We start from the raw sequence: 17,709 nt of genomic DNA, 5'->3' as shown, positions 1-17,709 counted from the left end.
AGACCGCCAATGATGAGCAGGGCATACTTCGGGTCCCTCGATCCGTCCTATCCCGCAATGCCATTGGACGGCACCTGGTTGTGACGTACATATCAACGGGTTCAGAACAATCTCGCCGGCCTTCCAGGGCTGCCGCACCCCACTGCCGGTGCGAACCTGGGGGTACTCAATTGACTTCTGTCAATGCCTGCGGGTGTTGACAAATATTTGCCCTCGCGGGTACCGGATGTGGCGGTACATCCAGGGGCAGGAGTGTCGCCACATATGGATAATGACCAGCTAGTAGCCGGTAACGACGAAGCAATTGTTACCGAGGAAGCACCGGAAACCGCCGCAACTGAGGTGCCGAAGAAGGCCACCCGAACCCGGCGCAAGGCGGCGCCCAAGGCGGAAGCCGCCGAATCAGCAGCCGCTGCGGATGCGGCAGCCAGCGCGTCCGACGTCGTTGCTGACGCCGCCGAAGTCACCGCCGCCGAAGTCCCGGCCGACGCCGAGCCGGCTAAGGCCCCGGCCCGCCGAAGCCGGTCGCGGAAGAAGATCGAAGTAGAGGCAGAGCCCGCAGTCGTTGGGTCAGCGGCCGACGCCCCGGCTGAGCTGCCCGCCGCCGAGGCAGCCCCGGAAAAGCCGGTCCGCCGCCGGGCCTCCCGCGCCAAGGCCGCTCCGGTGGCCGCGGAGACCGACGAGGCCGCACAGGCCGAATCCGTTCCGGCGACCGACGTCGCTCACGCTGCCCCCGAGACGGCCGCGACCCCCGACGTCGCCGAGACTGCGGAGAAGGCGCCAGCCGCCGAGGTTTCCGCCGAAACCGCTGAAGCTCCCTCGCTCTTCCTCGCGCCCGGCGCCGTCACGTCCATGATCTTCCAGGCCCCGGACCTGACCGCCGTCGTCCGCCCGGCCCCGGCCGCAGCCGAGGACGCGGAAGAGGAAGAGGACGAAGAAGCCGAGGGCGACGACGCCGGCAGCCGCCGACGCCGCCGCAGCCGTGGACGCCGCGGCCGCAGCCGCGCAGGCGAGTCGGACACCGAGGCAGATGACGCAGCGGAGTCCGGCGAGGACACCGAGGGCACCCTCGAGGACGGCGTGACCTCCCGCCGCCGCCGCCGTCGCCGCCGCGGCGACCAGGACCTAGAACTGACCGGCGGCGGGGATGACGATCCGCCCAACACGGTGACCCGCGTTCGTGCCCCGCGCGCGATCAGCGAGGCCCCGCCCAGCAACCGCGTCACCTCCGTCAAGGGTTCCACCCGCCTGGAGGCCAAGAAACAGCGCCGCCGCGAATCCCGCGACACCGGCCGCCGCCGCACGGTCATCACCGAGGCCGAGTTCCTGGCCCGCCGCGAGTCCGTGGACCGGCAGATGATCGTCCGCCAGCGCGACGACAGAATCCAGATCGGCGTCCTTGAGGACGGCGTGCTGGCCGAGCACTTCGTCTCCAAGACCCAGCAAGACTCCCTGATCGGCAACGTCTACCTGGGCAAGGTCCAGAACGTGCTGCCGTCCATGGAGGCCGCCTTCGTCGACATCGGACGCGGCCGCAACGCCGTGCTGTACGCCGGCGAGGTCAACTGGGACGCCGTCAACCTCGAGGGCAAGCAGCGCCGGATCGAAAACGCGCTCAAGTCCGGCGACTCCGTGCTGGTCCAGGTCACCAAGGACCCGGTCGGCCACAAGGGCGCCCGCCTGACCAGCCAGATCTCGCTGCCCGGCCGCTACCTCGTCTACGTCCCCGGCGGCTCCATGACCGGCATCTCCCGCAAGCTGCCCGACGTCGAACGCAACCGCCTCAAGCGGATCCTCAAGGACCGCCTCCCGGAGAGCGCGGGCGTGATCGTCCGCACCGCCGCCGAGGGGGCCTCGGAGGAAGAGCTGACGCATGACATCAACCGTCTGCGCGCCCAGTGGGAGGGCATCGAGAGCCAGTCCACATCCACCAAGATCCTGGCCCCCGAACTGCTCTACGGTGAACCGGACCTGACCATCAAGGTGGTCCGCGACGTGTTCAACGAGGACTTCTCCAAGCTGATCGTCTCCGGCGAGGAAGCCTGGGACACGATCGAGGCCTACGTCACCTACGTGGCTCCGGACCTGGTGGGCCGCCTCGAGAAGTGGACCAAAGACACGGACATCTTCGCGGCCTGGCGCATCGACGAGCAGATCCACAAGGCACTGGACCGCAAGGTCTTCCTGCCCTCCGGCGGGTCCCTCGTGATCGACCGCACCGAAGCCATGACCGTGGTGGACGTCAACACCGGCAAGTTCACCGGCAGCGGCGGCAACCTCGAGGAAACCGTCACCAAGAACAACCTGGAAGCGGCCGAGGAAGTCGTCCGCCAGCTCCGGCTCCGGGACATCGGCGGCATCATCGTCATCGACTTCATCGACATGGTGCTCGAATCCAACCGTGACCTCGTGCTGCGCCGCATGGTGGAGTGCCTGGGCCGGGACCGGACCAAGCACCAGGTGGCCGAGGTGACCTCCCTGGGCCTCGTGCAGATGACCCGCAAGCGGATGGGCACCGGGCTGCTGGAAGTCTTCGGCGAACAGTGTGAAGCCTGCGCCGGCCGCGGCGTCGTCACCCATGACGAGCCTGTCGAACACCGCCGCGCCAACACCGTCGCCGCGGAACACCACGTCCCGCGGGCCGAGCACCAGCCCGCCGGGCGGACCGAGCGCAAGCGCCGCCGCGGCCGGGGCGGCCAGGGCTCGGACGAGCAGTCCGCACCCGCTGCCGTGCACCCGGAGCCCACCGAGGCCGAGCGTCACGCCAAAGCTGAGGCGACCCGCGCAGCGCTGGCGAACATCGCCGCCGCCGCGCACGCCGCCCACCTGCACGACGGCGACGCGACTGCAGCGCCCGACGCCGAAACCCGCCAGGCTGCGCTGGACGCGGCCGTGGAAGTTGCCTCAACGGAGGAGGCTGCCGGGCGTCCGGCCGCCGTGTTGACCTTCGGCGGCGAGCAGGTTGCGCTGCCCTTCGTCGAGCACGCCGAGGAGGCCCAGCAGCCGGCGCTGACCCTGGATCTGCTCACCGAGGCATTCGCCAACCTGGGCGACGCCGAGGCGGGCAAGACGGCGGCAGCGGTTCCGGCCGCCGAGGCGCCCGAAGCACCAGCCGAGCCCGCCGCGGCCCCCGCCGCGGAACCCGCCGAACCGGCCGCAGCAGCACCGTCCCGCGCCACCCGTGGCCGCGGTCGCGCCCGGACTGCCCGGATCCAGCCGCCGAGTGCCCGCACCCGCGAGCCGCAGGCTCCCTCCCGCCAGGAGGCCGCCAAGGCTCCGGCCGCGCAGGCTCCGGCCCGCCAGGAGGCCGCGAAGGCTCCGGCCCGCCAAGATGCCAAAGCGCCGGTCGCCATGGCACCCGTAGCGCAGGCTGCGGCCGCGGACACCACCGCGCCGCGGCGGGTCCGCCGGAACCGGAGCGCCAGCCGGGCCCAGGGCGCTGCCAACGAGACGTCCGTGCAGCAGCGCGCGACTGCTCCGTCGGCTGCCGCCGGCTCGGTCCACGAAGCCAAGGCCCCGGAGCCGGCGAAGGCGGCTGCCAAGCCCGCGGCCAGCGAGCCGATCATCCTTGGCGTCGGCGTTCCCGCTTCGGAGCTCTAGCACCAGCCAGGCACCACCACTCGCGGGTACCGCCCGGACTCGACGCAGCATCGCGTCGAGCCGGGACGGTACCCGCGAGTTCGTTAACGGGCCCGGGTAAAAACCGCCGCCGAGCGGACGCGGCCGGGCAGGGAACGCTAGGCTGGGGGACTGACACGGGGTGCCGAGCAACGAGCCGGCTGAGATCCAGACCCGTTGAACCTGTCCGGTTAACACCGGCGAAGGGATGTCTCTTGTCTTCATCGACCCAGGCTCCAGCGGCCCACGCCCAGTCCATCCTGCAGACCGCCTTCCCGGCTCCCGCACACGGCGCCCCGGCAGCAGGCCTGCCCGCCGCGCCCCCGATTCCGAGGGTCCTCGCCATCGCAGGCTCGGACCCCTCCGGCGGCGCGGGCATCCAGGCCGACCTGAAGAGCATCGCCGCGCTCGGCGGCTACGGCATGGCCGCCATCACGGCGCTGACCGCCCAAAACACCCAGGGCGTCCGGTCCGTCCATGTGCCGCCGGCGTCGTTCCTGACATCCCAGCTGGACGCGATCAGCGACGACATCACCATCGACGCCGTCAAAATCGGCATGCTCGGTGACGCCGCGGTGATCGACGCCGTCCGTGCCTGGCTCGAACGGGTCCGCCCCGCCGTCGTGGTCCTGGACCCGGTGATGGTGGCCACCAGCGGCGACCGGCTGCTGCAGGAATCGGCCGAGACCGCCCTGCGGGCCCTGCTTCCGCTCGCGGACCTCATCACCCCGAACCTCGCCGAACTGGCCATGTTGCTCGGCGAAGAACACGCCGCGGACTGGGCCGGCGCGCTGGACCAGGGCAAGCGGCTCGCGGCCCTGACAGGCACCACAGTCCTGGTCAAGGGCGGCCACCTCCAGGCCGGGGGAGCTGACGACGGCGGCGGCTGCCCCGACGCGCTCGTCAACACCGGGGGACTGCTCGGCCAGGAGACGGTGGTGGTGCCGGGCCAGCGGATCGCCACCCGGAACAGCCACGGCACCGGTTGCTCGCTGTCCTCGGCGCTGGCCACGGTGCAGGCCAGGACGGGGGACTGGGCGGCATCACTGCGTGAGGCCAAGCCGTGGCTGGTCGGAGCGCTGCGGGAAGCGGGGCGCCTCGACGTCGGACGGGGCAACGGTCCGGTGCACCATTTCCACCACCTGCAGCAGGCCGCAGCCCTGGGGGCGCCCGCGTTCCAGGCCGAAGGCGACTTCGCCGCGGTCCTCGACGGGGCCGCCGCCGACGGGCTGGCCGCGATCTACGGCCTGGACTTCATTCGTGGCCTCGCAGACGGCACCCTGCCCGAACGCGAGTTCGCCTACTACCTCAGCCAGGACGCCCTGTACCTCAACGGCTACTCGCGGGTGCTGTCCCGCGCGGCGGCCCTCGCGCCGTCGGAAGCCGAACAGCTGTTCTGGTCCCGGTCGGCGCAGCAGTGCCTCGAGGTCGAATCCGAACTGCACCGGAACTGGCTGGCCGACCGGGCTGTTGAGCAGACACAGGGCCCCGTCACCAAGGCGTACGTGGACCATCTGCATGCGGCCTCCCTCGCCGGCAGCTACGGGGTCCTCGTGGCGGCGGCGCTGCCGTGCTTCTGGCTCTACGCCGAAGTGGGCGCCACCTTGCATCAGGAGTACCTCGGCGCCGGTGCCCCTGCGGACCACCCCTATGCGGAATGGCTGCGCACCTACGCCGACGAGGCCTTCGCGGAGTCGACGCGCCAGGCCATCCGGTACACGGACGCTGCCGGCCGCCGGGGTTCCGATGCGGAGCGCAGCGCCATGGCCGTCGCCTTCCGGCAGTCGTGCCGCTACGAGGTGGAATTCTTCGACGCGCCGAGGTTGCACTCCTGAACGGGCCGGGGGGATGCGGCCGGTAAGATAGTGGGGCGCGGTTCCGGAAGTCGCTGCGATGCCACAGCTTTGGCCCCTTTGGGGACACCGTGTGGCGTCAGTCACGCACTACCCGCCGGGACCAGCCTCGTTTGCGGCCGAAGGCAAAATTAGCGTAGTCTAGATCTTCGGTGCTTACGCCAACACTTGGGTTATGACCTTGAGGAACAGTTCGCTCGTCTTGCGGGCAGGACTTTCCACGGGATAGCTCATGGGTTCCCCCGGGGAATCCACCGGCGTTGAGGCACAGCGTGAGCCGGTCCAGTTAGTTCGGCACCAGGTTCCGCACGCAAATCTAGTAATAAACGTCGAGAGAAGTGAGTTCCCCAGTGGTGTACGCGATTGTCCGCGCAGGCGGCCGCCAAGAGAAGGTTTCCGTTGGAGACTTCGTTACCCTGAACCGCGTCCCCGGTGGAGCCGGCAGCACTTTTGAGTTGCCCGCACTGCTCCTGGTGGACGGTGACAAGGTCACGACTGCAGCCAAGGACCTGGCCAAGGTAACGGTTACGGCTGAGATCCTGGAAGACCTCCGTGGTCCCAAGATCGTCATCCAGAAGTTCAAGAACAAGACCGGTTACAAGAAGCGCCAGGGTCACCGTCAGGAACTGACCAAGGTCAAGATCACCGGTATCAAGTAACTCTTCGTTACTGATCAGGTTCCAACAGTTTCCCCAGAATTTTTGAAGGCAGGCATTTCAAATGGCACATAAAAAAGGCGCGAGCTCCACTCGCAACGGTCGTGACTCCAACGCCCAGTACCTCGGCGTCAAGCGCTTCGGCGGCCAGGTAGTTTCCGCTGGCGAGATCATCGTCCGCCAGCGCGGCACCCACTTCCACCCGGGCGCCGGCGTTGGCCGCGGCGGCGACGACACCCTGTTCGCCCTGACCCCCGGTGCTGTCGAGTTCGGCACCCGCCGTGGTCGTCGCGTTGTGAACATCGTGGCTGCTGCAGCTGCAGAGTAACAACAAGTTCTAAATCGGTGGGGCGGGCCAGTCGGTCCGCTCCACCGGTGTTTTAACCGCATTACAATCATCTTGGGCCCCTGCGGGACCAGGGAACAGCACTGAGGAGATCCACGTGGCGAGCTTTGTAGACCGGGTAGTACTGCACGTATCCGGCGGTACCGGCGGCCACGGCTGTGTCTCCGTCCACCGCGAGAAGTTCAAGCCCCTCGGCGGTCCCGACGGCGGCAACGGCGGCAACGGCGGCGACGTCATCCTGCGCGTGGACCCCCAGACCACCACCCTGCTCGACTACCACCACGCCCCGCACCGGCACGCCACCAACGGCGGACCCGGCATGGGCGACTGGCGCGGCGGCAAGAACGGCGAAACCCTGGTCCTCCCGGTTCCCGAGGGCACGGTCGTCAAGAGCAAGGACGGCACCGTCCTCGCCGACATGGTCGGCGAAGGCACCGAATACATCGCTGCGGCCGGCGGCATCGGCGGCCTCGGCAACGCCGCCCTGTCCTCGCAGAAGCGCCGCGCCCCGGGCTTTGCGCTGCTCGGCATCGAAGGCGAATCCAGCGACATCGTCCTGGAGCTGAAGTCCATCGCGGACATCGCCCTGGTCGGCTTCCCGTCCGCCGGCAAGTCCAGCCTGATTGCCGCGATGTCCGCCGCGCGGCCCAAGATTGCCGACTACCCCTTCACCACCCTGATCCCCAACCTCGGCGTCGTCCAGGCCGGCGACGTGCGGTTCACCATCGCCGACGTCCCGGGCCTGATCGAAGGTGCCAGCGAAGGCAAGGGCCTGGGCCACCACTTCCTCCGCCACGTCGAACGCTGCGCCGCTCTCGTGCACGTACTGGATTGCGGCACGCTGGAAGCCGACCGCGACCCGCTCTCGGACCTCGCCGTGATCGAAGCGGAGCTCGAAAAGTACGCCGTGGACATGAGCTACGCCGGCTCCGACGGCGAAGTTGTACCGCTGAACCACCGTCCGCGCCTGATCGCCCTGAACAAGGTCGACCTGCCGGACGGCAAGGACATGGCCGAATTCGTCCGCCCGGAACTCGAAAAGCGCGGCTACAAGGTCTTCGAAATCTCCGCCACGAGCCATGAGGGACTCCGCCAGCTTGGCTTCGCCATGGCGGAGATCGTCAAGGCCGCCCGCGACGCCGTCGCTGCGACGCCGCCGAAGGTCCAGGCCCCCGTGCTGCGCCCCCGCGCCGTCAACGAAAGCGGCTTCACGATCCGCCGCGAGGAGAAGAACCTCGAGCCGCTGTTCCGCGTCCTCGGCGAGAAGCCCGTGCGCTGGGTCAAGCAGACCGACTTCACCAACGAGGAGGCCATCGGCTACCTCGCCGACCGCCTCGCCAAGCTGGGTGTCGAAAACGAACTCTTCAAGCAGGGTGCGAAACCGGGCGACATGGTCGTCATCGGCGAGGACGACGGCGTTGTCTTCGACTGGGAGCCGACCATGATGGCCGGCGCCGAACTGCTGGCATCCCCGCGCGGCACCGACGTGCGCTTCGCCGACATCGGCGACCGGCCCACGCGTGGCCAGAAGCGCGAGGACCAGCAGGAGCGCCGCGACGCCAAGGCCGCCGCCCGGGCCGAGCTCGAGGCCGAGCGCAAGGCCGGCATCTGGACCGAATCGGTCAGTGCCCGCCGCGCCCGGCAGCCGCTCAAGGAGAGTGGACTCGGCGAAGCCGATGACGAGTAACGCGGTCGTTGTGCCCGGCGCGGCCGGGGCGCCCAGCCGCGCCGCGCTCTCCGGCGCCCGCCGGATCGTGGTCAAGGTGGGCTCCTCCTCGCTGACGTCCATTCGCGGCGGCATCGCCGAGGAGGCCCTGACCGACCTCGCCGACGCCCTCGCACACAAACGCAACGCGGGCACCGAAATCATCCTCGTCTCCTCCGGGGCGATCGCCGCCGGGCTGGCGCCGCTGGGGCTCGACAAGCGACCCCGCGACCTTGCCACCCAGCAGGCCGCCGCGAGCGTGGGGCAGGGGCTCCTGATGGCCCGTTACACCCACGCCTTCGGCGCGCACGGCGTCACGGTCAGCCAGGTCCTGCTCACCGCCGACGATTTCATGCGCCGCAGCCAGCACACCAACGCCTTCCGCGCCCTGGACCGGCTGCTGAACCTCGGCGTGGTCCCGGTGGTCAACGAAAACGACACCGTCGCCACCCATGAGATCCGCTTCGGCGACAACGACCGGCTCGCGGCCCTCGTGGCCCACCTGGTCCGCGCCGACGCCCTCGTCCTGCTCTCCGACGTCGATTCGCTCTACGACGGGCCGCCCTCGCACGGTGCCAAGCGGATCGCCCACGTCACCGGCCCGCGCGACCTCGAAGGCGTCTCGATCGGCAGCACCGGCAAGGCCGGGGTCGGCACCGGCGGCATGGTCACCAAAGTCGAGGCCGCGTCGATCGCCGCCGGGTCCGGGATCCACGCCCTGGTGACCTCCACCGCGAACGCCGCCGCCGCGCTGGCGGGGGAGGACGTGGGGACCTGGTTCTCGGTCAACGGCGCCCGCAAGCCGATCCGGCTGCTCTGGCTCGCCCACCTGGCCTCCGTCCAGGGCACGCTGGTGCTCGACGACGGCGCCGTCCGGGCCGTGCGGGACCGCCACACCTCGCTGCTTCCGGCCGGGATCTCCGCCGTGCACGGCGACTTCGAAGCCGGTGACGCGGTCGAGATGGTCGGCACCGACGGGACCGTGATTGCCCGCGGCCTGGTGAACTACGGCGCCGCCGAACTGCCGCAGATGCTCGGCCGTTCCACCCGTGAGCTCGGCAAGACGCTGGGGCGCGGCTACGACCGTGAAGTTGTTCATGTTGACGACCTGGTGCTGGTCTAAGCCCCCTGCTCGCCTAAACTTGGAGCATGACTGAGGCCCTGACTTCGCACCCCGACCTGCCGGTTCACGACGCGCCAGCGGCAGGCGCGCCGTCGGCCGCCACCGATGTCGAAGCGGCCGTGCACGCCATCGCCGACCGATCCCGCGTGGCCTCCCGCCGGATGGCCCGCGCCAACCGGGCGTGGAAAGACCGCGGCCTGCGGGCCGTCGGCGCCGCGCTGCTGGAGCACAAGGACCGGATCCTGGCCGCCAACGCCAAGGACGTCGCCTCCGGCCGTGCCAACGGCACCTCGGCCGCGCTGCTGGACCGTCTCACCCTCACCGATGCGCGGGTCCAGGCCCTCGCCGCGGCCCTGGAAAACCTCGCCAACCTGCCGGACCCGGTGGGCAACGTGGTCCGCGGCCAGACTCTCCCGAACGGGCTGCGGTTGCGCCAGGTCAACGTGCCGATGGGTGTGGTTGCCGCGATCTACGAGGCGCGCCCCAACGTCACCGTGGACATTGCCGGCCTGGCGCTCAAGAGCGGCAACGCCGTCATCCTGCGCGGCGGCAGCGCCGCAGCCGCGACGAACGCCGCGCTCGTCAGCCTGCTCCGCGAGGCATTGGACTCGGTGGGACTGCCCGCCGACGCCGTCCAGAGCGTCGACGAGTTCGGCCGCGACGGCGCGAACGTCCTGATGCGGGCCCGCGGCCGCGTGGATGTGCTGATTCCGCGCGGCGGACGCGAACTGATCCAGACCGTGGTGACGAACTCCTCCGTCCCGGTGATCGAAACCGGCGAGGGCAACGTGCACATCTTCCTGGACGCTTCGGCGGACGAGGAGATGGCGGTCGAGATCCTGCTTAACGCCAAGACCCAGCGCCCCAGCGTCTGCAATACCGTGGAGACCCTGCTGGTCCATTCCGGCTCCACCGTGCTGCCTGCCGTCGCGGCCGCCTTGCGGGCCGCCGGCGTCACCCTGCACACGGACGAACGTATCCGGGCCGCGCTCCCGGGCGGGGTGGACTCGGTGCCCGCCACCGACGCGGACTGGGCCACCGAGTACATGGACCTTGACCTGGCGGTGGCCATGGTGGACAGCCTGGACGAGGCGGTGCAGCACATCCGAACCTGGTCCACCGGCCACACGGAGGCGATCCTGACCAACGATCTCGCCAACGCGGAGCGTTTCATCGCCGAGGTGGATTCGGCAGCGGTCATCGTGAACGCGTCCACCCGGTTCACCGACGGCGGCGAGCTGGGCCTCGGCGCCGAAGTGGGTATTTCGACGCAGAAGCTGCACGCCCGCGGCCCGATGGGCTTGACCGAGCTCACCACGACGAAGTGGATCGTGCAGGGCGAAGGCCAGATCCGGGCATAGCAACGCGGTAACATGGAAGGGAAGCCAGGAACGGCGGGATCTTTCGCCGTCGTAAATCCGTCGTAAATTTTGAACTCACTAGGGGAGAACATGCTGTTGCAGCAGATCGCCACATCCATCGCCGCGGCCGGCGAACACGAGGAACTCGCGCCGCTCATTGCGCCGCCGTTCGTTATTGGCGGCACCATGTTCGTGATTCTGCTGGTACTGATGTTTATCACGCTGTCCTACGGCAACCTCGGCAACCGCCACGAAGCCGTTGAGGAGCACGCGGACCCGCACCGCCAGCACCCGAACAAGCACGACCACGGCCAGGGCCACTAATATTTCCGCCACAGTGAAGCAGCACGGCGCGACGCGCCGCCTGCGGCTGGGTGTGATGGGCGGCACGTTCGATCCGATCCATCACGGCCACCTCGTCGCGGCCAGTGAGGTCGCGGCGAAGTTCGGCCTCGACGAAGTGGTATTTGTTCCCACCGGGCAGCCATGGCAGAAGAGCAGCAAGAAAGTCAGCGAGGCCGAACACCGGTACCTCATGACCGTCATCGCCACCGCTTCGAATCCGCGGTTCACGGTGAGCCGGGTCGACGTCGACAGGCCCGGCCCCACCTACACCATCGACACCCTGCGTGACCTTCGCACGCTGCGCCCGCACGCCGATCTCTTCTTCATCACCGGCGCCGACGCGCTGGCGCAGATCCTGTCCTGGAAAGATATCGACGAGCTGTGGTCGCTCGCGCACTTCGTCGGGGTGACGCGGCCCGGACACGTCCTGGACGGCATGGGCCGCGATGACGTCAGCCTGCTGGAGGTGCCCGCCATGGCGATATCTTCCACGGACTGCCGGGCCCGCGTCGCTGCCGGAAACCCTGTCTGGTACCTCGTGCCCGACGGCGTGGTCCAGTACATCGCCAAGTACGACCTGTACGACGGCCGGGCCGACCCGGAACCGGATCGCCTGGAGTCCCGTCCCGTCCTCGAAACAAACCAAACCGCCAGCACCGAATGAGCCTTCAATGAGTCAGGAACAGCCTCCCATCCGCAGCCGCCGCGAATTGCGCCAGGCCAGGGATGAACGCCAGGACGTGAATGCCGGCACCGCTGGTGCCGGTGCTGTTCCGGCTGCCCCGGAGGGCGACGGTGCGGCCGGCGCCGGGCAGGGCGGCGCAAATCCCGCCTTCTCCGAGCGCCCCGAAGAACCGACAGAGGCCGAAACCACCGGCCGCCGCCGTGTCCCCGGTCCGGTGGACTCCGTCAGGACCACGTCAGCGGCCCAGCGCTCTTCCCAAATCCGCGCCCGGGACCGCGCAGCACTGCGCACCATCAAGGAACTGGCCGAGAAGGAAGGCCAGCTGTCTCCCGGCGGACCGCCCACGCGCCGGCAGCTCCGCCTCCAGCAGCTCGCAGAAGAGACGGCCCCTGCCACGTCGGCCAATCCAATTGTGCCGATGCCGTCGCCGCGGACACGCTCGCACCCTGTCGTCGCGCCGGCTGCCGGGGAACCGGAGACCCCGTCCGCGCCCAAGGCCCCCGCGGCCCCCGACGCCGGAATGCCCGGCCCGGGCGGTAAACTGCCCGAGGGCATGAGCGTCGAGCAGGCCCTGGCAGCACGAGAGCTCCTTGCCGAGCAGGCCCGCAACCAAGTGGCGAAGATGGAGCACATCGCCGCCACGGACCCGGACGCCGTCAACCCGGAAGTGCTCGCCGAGCAGATCGCCCTGGCCGAGCGCGCCGCCGTGCTCAACCGCCGGGCCGCCGCCAAGCAAAAGCTGGCCGAGCAGAACAGCCAGCCGGCGCCGCGCAACGAACCGCCGCGCAACGATCCCTCGACGGCGAGCAACCTCGCCATGGTGACCCCGCTGGAATTTGTCGAGGTCCCAGGCGTGGAGCGGCCCGTCATGAAACTCCCCGCCACAACACACGTCCCCGTCGCCACCAACCCCAGCCCCAAGGTGCAGCCGCGCGCCGCGCGCCGTCCCGGCCTGTCCCGGCTGCGGGAGTCCGGGCCGGTGAAGGGCCGGGCCGGCGTCCTGGCCCGGGCGGAAGCGGCCGCGCAGGCGGCAGGAACCCGGCCGGCAATTCCGGCCGCCCAAGTGGTTCCCGAAGCGGCCGAAGAGGACCTCGCTGCCCGCCCGCCGGTGGCTGCCAACGCCGCCTACGGGCTGGACCCGCTGGACGCCGCTACGGCCGGACTGGGCAGGGCACAACGCCTGCGCGCCCTCCAGCTCAGCGTCCTGGCCCTGGGCGTGCTGGCGCTCATCGCCGGAATCATCCTGATCGTTACGGGAATGGGCCACTAGCCGCCCACCCCGCAGCAACCCACGCGACGCCGGTCCGCGAAGGAATGCGGCCGGACCGTGCAGGCTTAGCCTTCAACAGTTTCTAAATCTCAACAGTTTCTAAAATCACCAAGGAGTCCCGTGACTGCAACCGATTCATCCATCGCCACAGCCCGCCACGCCGCCCACGCGGCCGCGGAAAAATTGGCCGACGACATTGTGGCCCTCGACGTCAGCGAGCGGCTTGCCCTGGCAGACGTGTTCCTGATCGCCTCGGCCCCGTCCGAGCGCCAGGTCAACGCCATTGTCGACGGCATCGAGGATGAACTGTCGAAGTTCGACCTCAAGCCGGTGCGCCGCGAAGGACGTTCCGGCGGCCGCTGGGTGCTGCTGGACTACGCCGACGTCGTGATCCACGTCCAGCACGAGGAAGACCGCGTGTTCTACGCCCTGGAGCGCCTCTGGAAGGACTGCCCGGTCGTTGACCTGCAACTGGGGGACGACGCCTCGGCCAAGGCCGGCGCCGCCAGCGAAACCGAGTAGGTGGCGCAGCCGCGGCGGCGCCAGACCCTGAATATGCCCGATTTGGAATTTTCAGAAGTGCTGATCTAAGATATTTGAGTTGCTTCGGAGAGAACGAAACCGGAGCAACGAAAATTCGGGGCTGTGGCGCAGCTGGTAGCGCACCTGCATGGCATGCAGGGGGTCAGGGGTTCGAGTCCCCTCAGCTCCACCGGATGATCCGCCGGAATCGAAAGATTCCGGCGGATTTTTTTTGTTCCCGCTGCCTGGGACGCCGCCAGTTGCCCCTTCCACGCCGCGCCGCGCGCCGATTAGCATCAACGGCGAATGTAGATTAAGCTAATCAGGTTGCTTGATCGAACCGGCTCTCAGCGGGTGGGTCAACGACGTATTCGGGGCTGTGGCGCAGCTGGTAGCGCACCTGCATGGCATGCAGGGGGTCAGGGGTTCGAGTCCCCTCAGCTCCACCGAACAAGGTTCCGCTTGATGAGCGGGACCTTGCTTTGTTTAACCCTCAACTAGGATGGGACCGTGAACCAAGCCGACCCGGGGTTTGCCGACGTCGTGGTCATCGGCGCCGGCCAGGCGGGACTATCCGCTGCCTACCACCTGCAGCGCCGCGGCTTCGTCCCGGCCCTGCCGCCGGTAACCGGCCAGGAGGGAAGAGGCCCGGGGTCCGCGGACCCGGAGGGCGCCGCCCGTCCATTGACCTATGTCGTGTTCGACGCCGAAGAGGGCCCCGGCGGGGCGTGGCGGCACCGCTGGAAAAGTTTGTTGATGGCCACCGTGAACGGCATCAGCGATCTCCCCGGCATCCCGCAGCCCACGGTGGACCCGGCCGAGGCAAGCTCGACCTTCCTGAGCCGCTACTTCGGCGGCTATGAGGCCGAGCTGGGCCTGGCCATCGTGCGCCCCGTGAAGGTCCGCTCCGTCAGCCGCGAGGACAGCAACCCGGCCGGACGGCTCCGCATCGCCACCTCGCGCGGGGTATGGTCAGCCCGCGCCGTGATCAACGCCACCGGCACGTGGACCCGCCCCTTCTGGCCCATCTACCCGGGCCAATCCAGCTTCCGCGGCCGGCAGCTGCATGTGGCGGACTACGTCTCGGCCGACGAATTCCGCGGGCGGCACGTGATCGTGGTGGGCGGCGGCATCTCCGCGGTCGGACTGCTCGACGAGATCTCAAAGGTCACCGGCACCACCTGGTTCACCCGGCGGGAACCGGTCTGGCGCGACGCAGCCTTCGACCGGCAGGCAGGCCACGACGCCGTCGCCCTCGTCGAGGAGCGGGTCCGCCAAGGGCTTCCGCCGCAGAGCGTCGTCGCCGCCACGGGCCTGATCTGGACCCCGGCCCTGCGGGCCGCTGCCGCCCGCGGCGTGCTCCAACGGCACCCCATGTTCACCGGCATCGAACCCGGGGGAGTGCGGCTGGCGGACGGAAGCTTCCTGGCCGCCGACGTCATCCTCTGGGCCACCGGCTTCCGGGCCGAGCTGGAACACCTCGCGCCACTGCACCTGCGCGGACCCGGCGGCGGCATTGCCATGGACGGCACGCAGGTCGCCGCGGAACCCCGGGTCCATCTCGTGGGCTACGGCCCCTCCTCGTCCACCATCGGGGCCAACCGTGCGGGCCGGGCGGCCGTGGCCGGGATCGTCAAACTGCTGTCCGGTTCGGGATAACGTAAAACGGTGCAAAGTACCCTGGATCTTCTCTTCTCCCGGCTGCGGCGGTTTCCCGACGTCGAGGCCGCCAACCTGCAGGCCTGGGACGCCACCGACCGGTTGTTGCTGGACACCGCCGCCGAGCTGCGGGCCTCCGGTGTGATCGCCCCCGGCGCCAGAGTCGCCGTCGTGGGCGACCGGTACGGGGCGTTGACCCTCGGCCTGCTGGCGCTGGGCCGGGAAAACGGGACACAGGAAGACACCGTCCGGGTGCATCAGGACCTGATCACCGGCGAACGGGCGCTGCGGCATAACGCTGCCGCCGTCGGGGTCACCGACCGCTTCGACCAGCTGCCGCTGGGCGCCGCGGTGGAGGGCGCCGGGCTGGTGCTGCTCCAGCTGCCGCGGTCCCTCGCTGAACTCGAGGAGATCGCCGACGCCGTCGCCCGGCACGCTGCGCCCGGTGTAGTGCTGCTGGCCGGCGGCAGGGTCAAGCACATGAGCCTGGGCATGAATGCGGTGCTGGAACGCTACTTCGGCGAGGTGCAGCCGCAGTTGGCGCGGCAAAAGTCCCGGATCCTGCTGGCCCGGGCACCCAAGGCCGTTGGAGCCACTCCGCCCTACCCGGTCACCGAGCGCAACGCCGAACTGGACCTCACCGTCTGCGCACGCGGCGCCGTCTTCGCCGGCACCGGGCTGGATATCGGCACGCGTTTCCTGCTGGGCTTCCTGCCGCAGATGCCCGGCGTCCGGCACGCCGTCGACCTGGGCTGCGGCACCGGAATCCTGGCCGCGATGTACGCCCGAAGGCACCCGGACGCCCGCGTCACGGCCACTGACAGATCCGCGGCTGCCGTCGAATCCGCCCGGGAAACGGCCCGCGCCAACGGCCTCCACGGGCAGATCGACGTCCTGCAGGACGACGCCATGAGCACGCTGCCCGACGGCGGAACCGGGCTGGTCCTGCTCAATCCGCCCTTCCACCTTGGAGCAGCCGTCCATGCCGGGGCCGGGATCAAGCTGATCGAAGCGGCCGCCAGGGTCCTGGACCCCGGCGGAGAACTTTGGACGGTGTTCAACAGCCACCTGCACTACCGGCCCGCGCTGGAACGGCTGGTTGGGCCCACTCGCGAGGTCGGCCGCAATACGAAATTCACCGTCACCGCGAGCGTCCGCGCGCCGCGGCCCTGACCACGACCGGAGAAAGCCGGGCGCCCGGCGGAAAACGGTTCAACTATGAAGCCGCTGTATGGGGCTCAGGGGCGCGCGTGACGTACGATTCTGAGATCAGCAGTGCTTCCGCCGAAGACGTTAGAGGTATCAGTGACCGAGATCCGGCAGCCCGCGCCGAGACGGGGAACGAACCTGCCCCGGATGGGGGATTTTAACCTCACGGTCATCCTGGATGCGATCCGGCGCTCGCCCGTCGGCCTGAGCAGGGTTGAACTGGCCAAGATTGTCGGGCTGTCGCCTCAGACGATCTCGAATATTTCCCGCCGCCTGCTGGACCAGAACCTGATTGTCGAGGCGGGCAAGGAAGGCACCGGGCCGGGGAAGCCCCGGACCATGCTGAGGCTGAACCCGGGCGGGATGTACGCCGTCGGCGTGCATCTGGACCCCGCGGTGACGACCTTCGTGGTGCTGGACCTCGTGGGCGACGTGGTCAAACACTCCCGGATCAAGACCCCGTCCGGCGCCGACCCCGGCGCCGTCATTGACACCATCGCGGCCGAGATCCGCCAGCTGATCGCGGAGTCCGGCGTCGACCCGGCCAAGATCGCCGGACTCGGCGTCGCCTCACCTGGTCCGATCGACCTCAATGAGGGCGCCGTGGTCGACCCCCCACTCCTGCTCGGCTGGGACCGCGTCCCGCTTCGGGACGCCCTCGTGCAGGCAACCGGCTTGTCCACCCTCGTGGACAAGGACGTCACCAGCGCCGCAGTCGCGGAGACGTGGGCCGGGGGACCCAGCGGGGCCGGGAGCTTCATCTTCATGTATATGGGCACCGGGATCGGCTGCGGAATCGTGCTCAACGACGAGGTAGTTCGGGGCACGTCCGGAAACGCCGGCGAAATCGGGCACATTGTGGTGGACCCCGACGGGCCACTTTGTGACTGCGGGCTGCACGGCTGCGTGAAGTCCGCGGCGATCCCGCAGGTGCTCGTGGCCCGGGCCGTGGAGGCCGGCGTACTCGATGGACCTCGCGGGGAAACCAACGGCCCCGCCGTCCAGGAACGGTTTGCCCAGCTATGCGCCCAGGCCTACGGGGGCGACGCAAAGGCCGCCGAGATCATTGACAGTTCCGCGGTGCTCGTGGCCCGGGCCGTGTCCGTGATCACCAACACCCTGGATGTGGACCGCGTCGTCTTTGGGGGACCGTTCTGGAGCTGCCTCTCGGAGACGTACCTGAGACTGGTCCCCGAGCTTGTGGCCGAGAACAGCGCCACCCGCAAGATCCACGGGATCGAAGTGGTGGGCACGGGTGTGGGAGAGGACGTGGGAGCAATCGGTGCGGCGTGCCTGGTCCTGGAGCACACGCTTGCGCCCCGCTCCCAGCGCCTCCTGCTCGACGGTTAGAGCCGCC

The 17,709-nt window shown here is 69.2% G+C and carries 14 protein-coding genes, 2 tRNA genes and 1 riboswitch; all 16 genes read left to right on the top strand.

What is annotated here, in order from left to right; translation table 11 throughout:
• Positions 1-264 precede the first annotated feature (264 nt).
• The 16 genes from FFF93_RS09695 (at position 265) to FFF93_RS09620 (ending at position 17,702) form a co-directional block, all read left to right on the top strand.
• Entirely contained in the window at positions 265-3,600 is a 3,336-nt protein-coding gene (locus tag FFF93_RS09695) for an Rne/Rng family ribonuclease (protein WP_138769096.1), read from the top strand.
• A gap of 146 nt (positions 3,601-3,746) precedes the next feature.
• A riboswitch (TPP riboswitch) is annotated at positions 3,747-3,844 on the top strand.
• Between the two features lie 100 nt (positions 3,845-3,944).
• Positions 3,945-5,453 carry a bifunctional hydroxymethylpyrimidine kinase/phosphomethylpyrimidine kinase gene (locus tag FFF93_RS09690; protein WP_261375426.1) on the top strand — a complete coding sequence of 503 codons (1,509 nt, stop codon included), beginning with the start codon at positions 3,945-3,947 and terminating at the stop codon, positions 5,451-5,453.
• Between the two features lie 368 nt (positions 5,454-5,821).
• The gene (rplU, locus tag FFF93_RS09685) at positions 5,822-6,130 is read left to right on the top strand and encodes a 50S ribosomal protein L21 (RefSeq protein ID WP_138770443.1); all 309 of its coding nucleotides are present in this window, start codon (positions 5,822-5,824) and stop codon (positions 6,128-6,130) included.
• 61 nt (positions 6,131-6,191) lie between these two features.
• A complete protein-coding gene (gene rpmA, locus FFF93_RS09680; protein WP_009372867.1) occupies positions 6,192-6,455 on the top strand; it encodes a 50S ribosomal protein L27 in 264 nt (87 codons plus the stop codon).
• A gap of 115 nt (positions 6,456-6,570) precedes the next feature.
• The gene (gene obgE, locus FFF93_RS09675; protein ID WP_138769097.1) at positions 6,571-8,160 is read left to right on the top strand and encodes a GTPase ObgE; all 1,590 of its coding nucleotides are present in this window, start codon (positions 6,571-6,573) and stop codon (positions 8,158-8,160) included.
• Positions 8,150-9,301, top strand: coding sequence for a glutamate 5-kinase (gene proB, locus FFF93_RS09670; RefSeq protein ID WP_138769098.1), 1,152 nt, complete (start codon positions 8,150-8,152; stop codon positions 9,299-9,301). Before obgE ends, proB begins: the two co-directional genes overlap by 11 nt.
• A 26-nt stretch (positions 9,302-9,327) precedes the next feature.
• Entirely contained in the window at positions 9,328-10,662 is a 1,335-nt protein-coding gene (locus FFF93_RS09665) for a glutamate-5-semialdehyde dehydrogenase (protein ID WP_138769099.1), read from the top strand.
• 90 nt (positions 10,663-10,752) lie between these two features.
• Complete coding sequence (locus FFF93_RS09660) at positions 10,753-10,986, top strand: hypothetical protein (RefSeq protein ID WP_138769100.1); 234 nt, start codon at positions 10,753-10,755, stop codon at positions 10,984-10,986.
• A 55-nt stretch (positions 10,987-11,041) separates the two neighbouring features.
• A complete protein-coding gene (gene nadD / locus FFF93_RS09655; RefSeq protein WP_261375425.1) occupies positions 11,042-11,671 on the top strand; it encodes a nicotinate-nucleotide adenylyltransferase in 630 nt (209 codons plus the stop codon).
• A gap of 7 nt (positions 11,672-11,678) precedes the next feature.
• Positions 11,679-12,962, top strand: a complete 1,284-nt coding sequence (locus FFF93_RS09650; protein ID WP_138769101.1) for a hypothetical protein — start codon at positions 11,679-11,681, stop codon at positions 12,960-12,962.
• 120 nt (positions 12,963-13,082) lie between these two features.
• A complete protein-coding gene (gene rsfS, locus FFF93_RS09645) occupies positions 13,083-13,484 on the top strand; it encodes a ribosome silencing factor (RefSeq protein WP_138769102.1) in 402 nt (133 codons plus the stop codon).
• A gap of 117 nt (positions 13,485-13,601) precedes the next feature.
• A tRNA-Ala gene (locus FFF93_RS09640) sits at positions 13,602-13,674 on the top strand.
• A gap of 183 nt (positions 13,675-13,857) precedes the next feature.
• Positions 13,858-13,930 (top strand) — tRNA-Ala (locus FFF93_RS09635).
• Positions 13,931-13,994: 64 nt separating this feature from the next.
• Positions 13,995-15,143 carry an NAD(P)/FAD-dependent oxidoreductase gene (locus FFF93_RS09630; RefSeq protein ID WP_261375057.1) on the top strand — a complete coding sequence of 383 codons (1,149 nt, stop codon included), beginning with the start codon at positions 13,995-13,997 and terminating at the stop codon, positions 15,141-15,143.
• A 9-nt stretch (positions 15,144-15,152) separates the two neighbouring features.
• Complete coding sequence (locus FFF93_RS09625; RefSeq protein WP_138769103.1) at positions 15,153-16,316, top strand: class I SAM-dependent methyltransferase; 1,164 nt, start codon at positions 15,153-15,155, stop codon at positions 16,314-16,316.
• A 183-nt stretch (positions 16,317-16,499) separates the two neighbouring features.
• On the top strand, positions 16,500-17,702 hold the full coding sequence (locus FFF93_RS09620; protein ID WP_138769104.1) for an ROK family transcriptional regulator: 1,203 nt from the start codon (positions 16,500-16,502) through the stop codon (positions 17,700-17,702).
• Positions 17,703-17,709 lie beyond the last annotated feature (7 nt).

Source organism: Arthrobacter sp. KBS0702, from assembly GCF_005937985.2.
Classification (GTDB): domain Bacteria; phylum Actinomycetota; class Actinomycetes; order Actinomycetales; family Micrococcaceae; genus Arthrobacter.
Note: the sequence above shows the minus strand (reverse complement) of the source record. Positions and strands in the feature narration are given on the sequence as shown.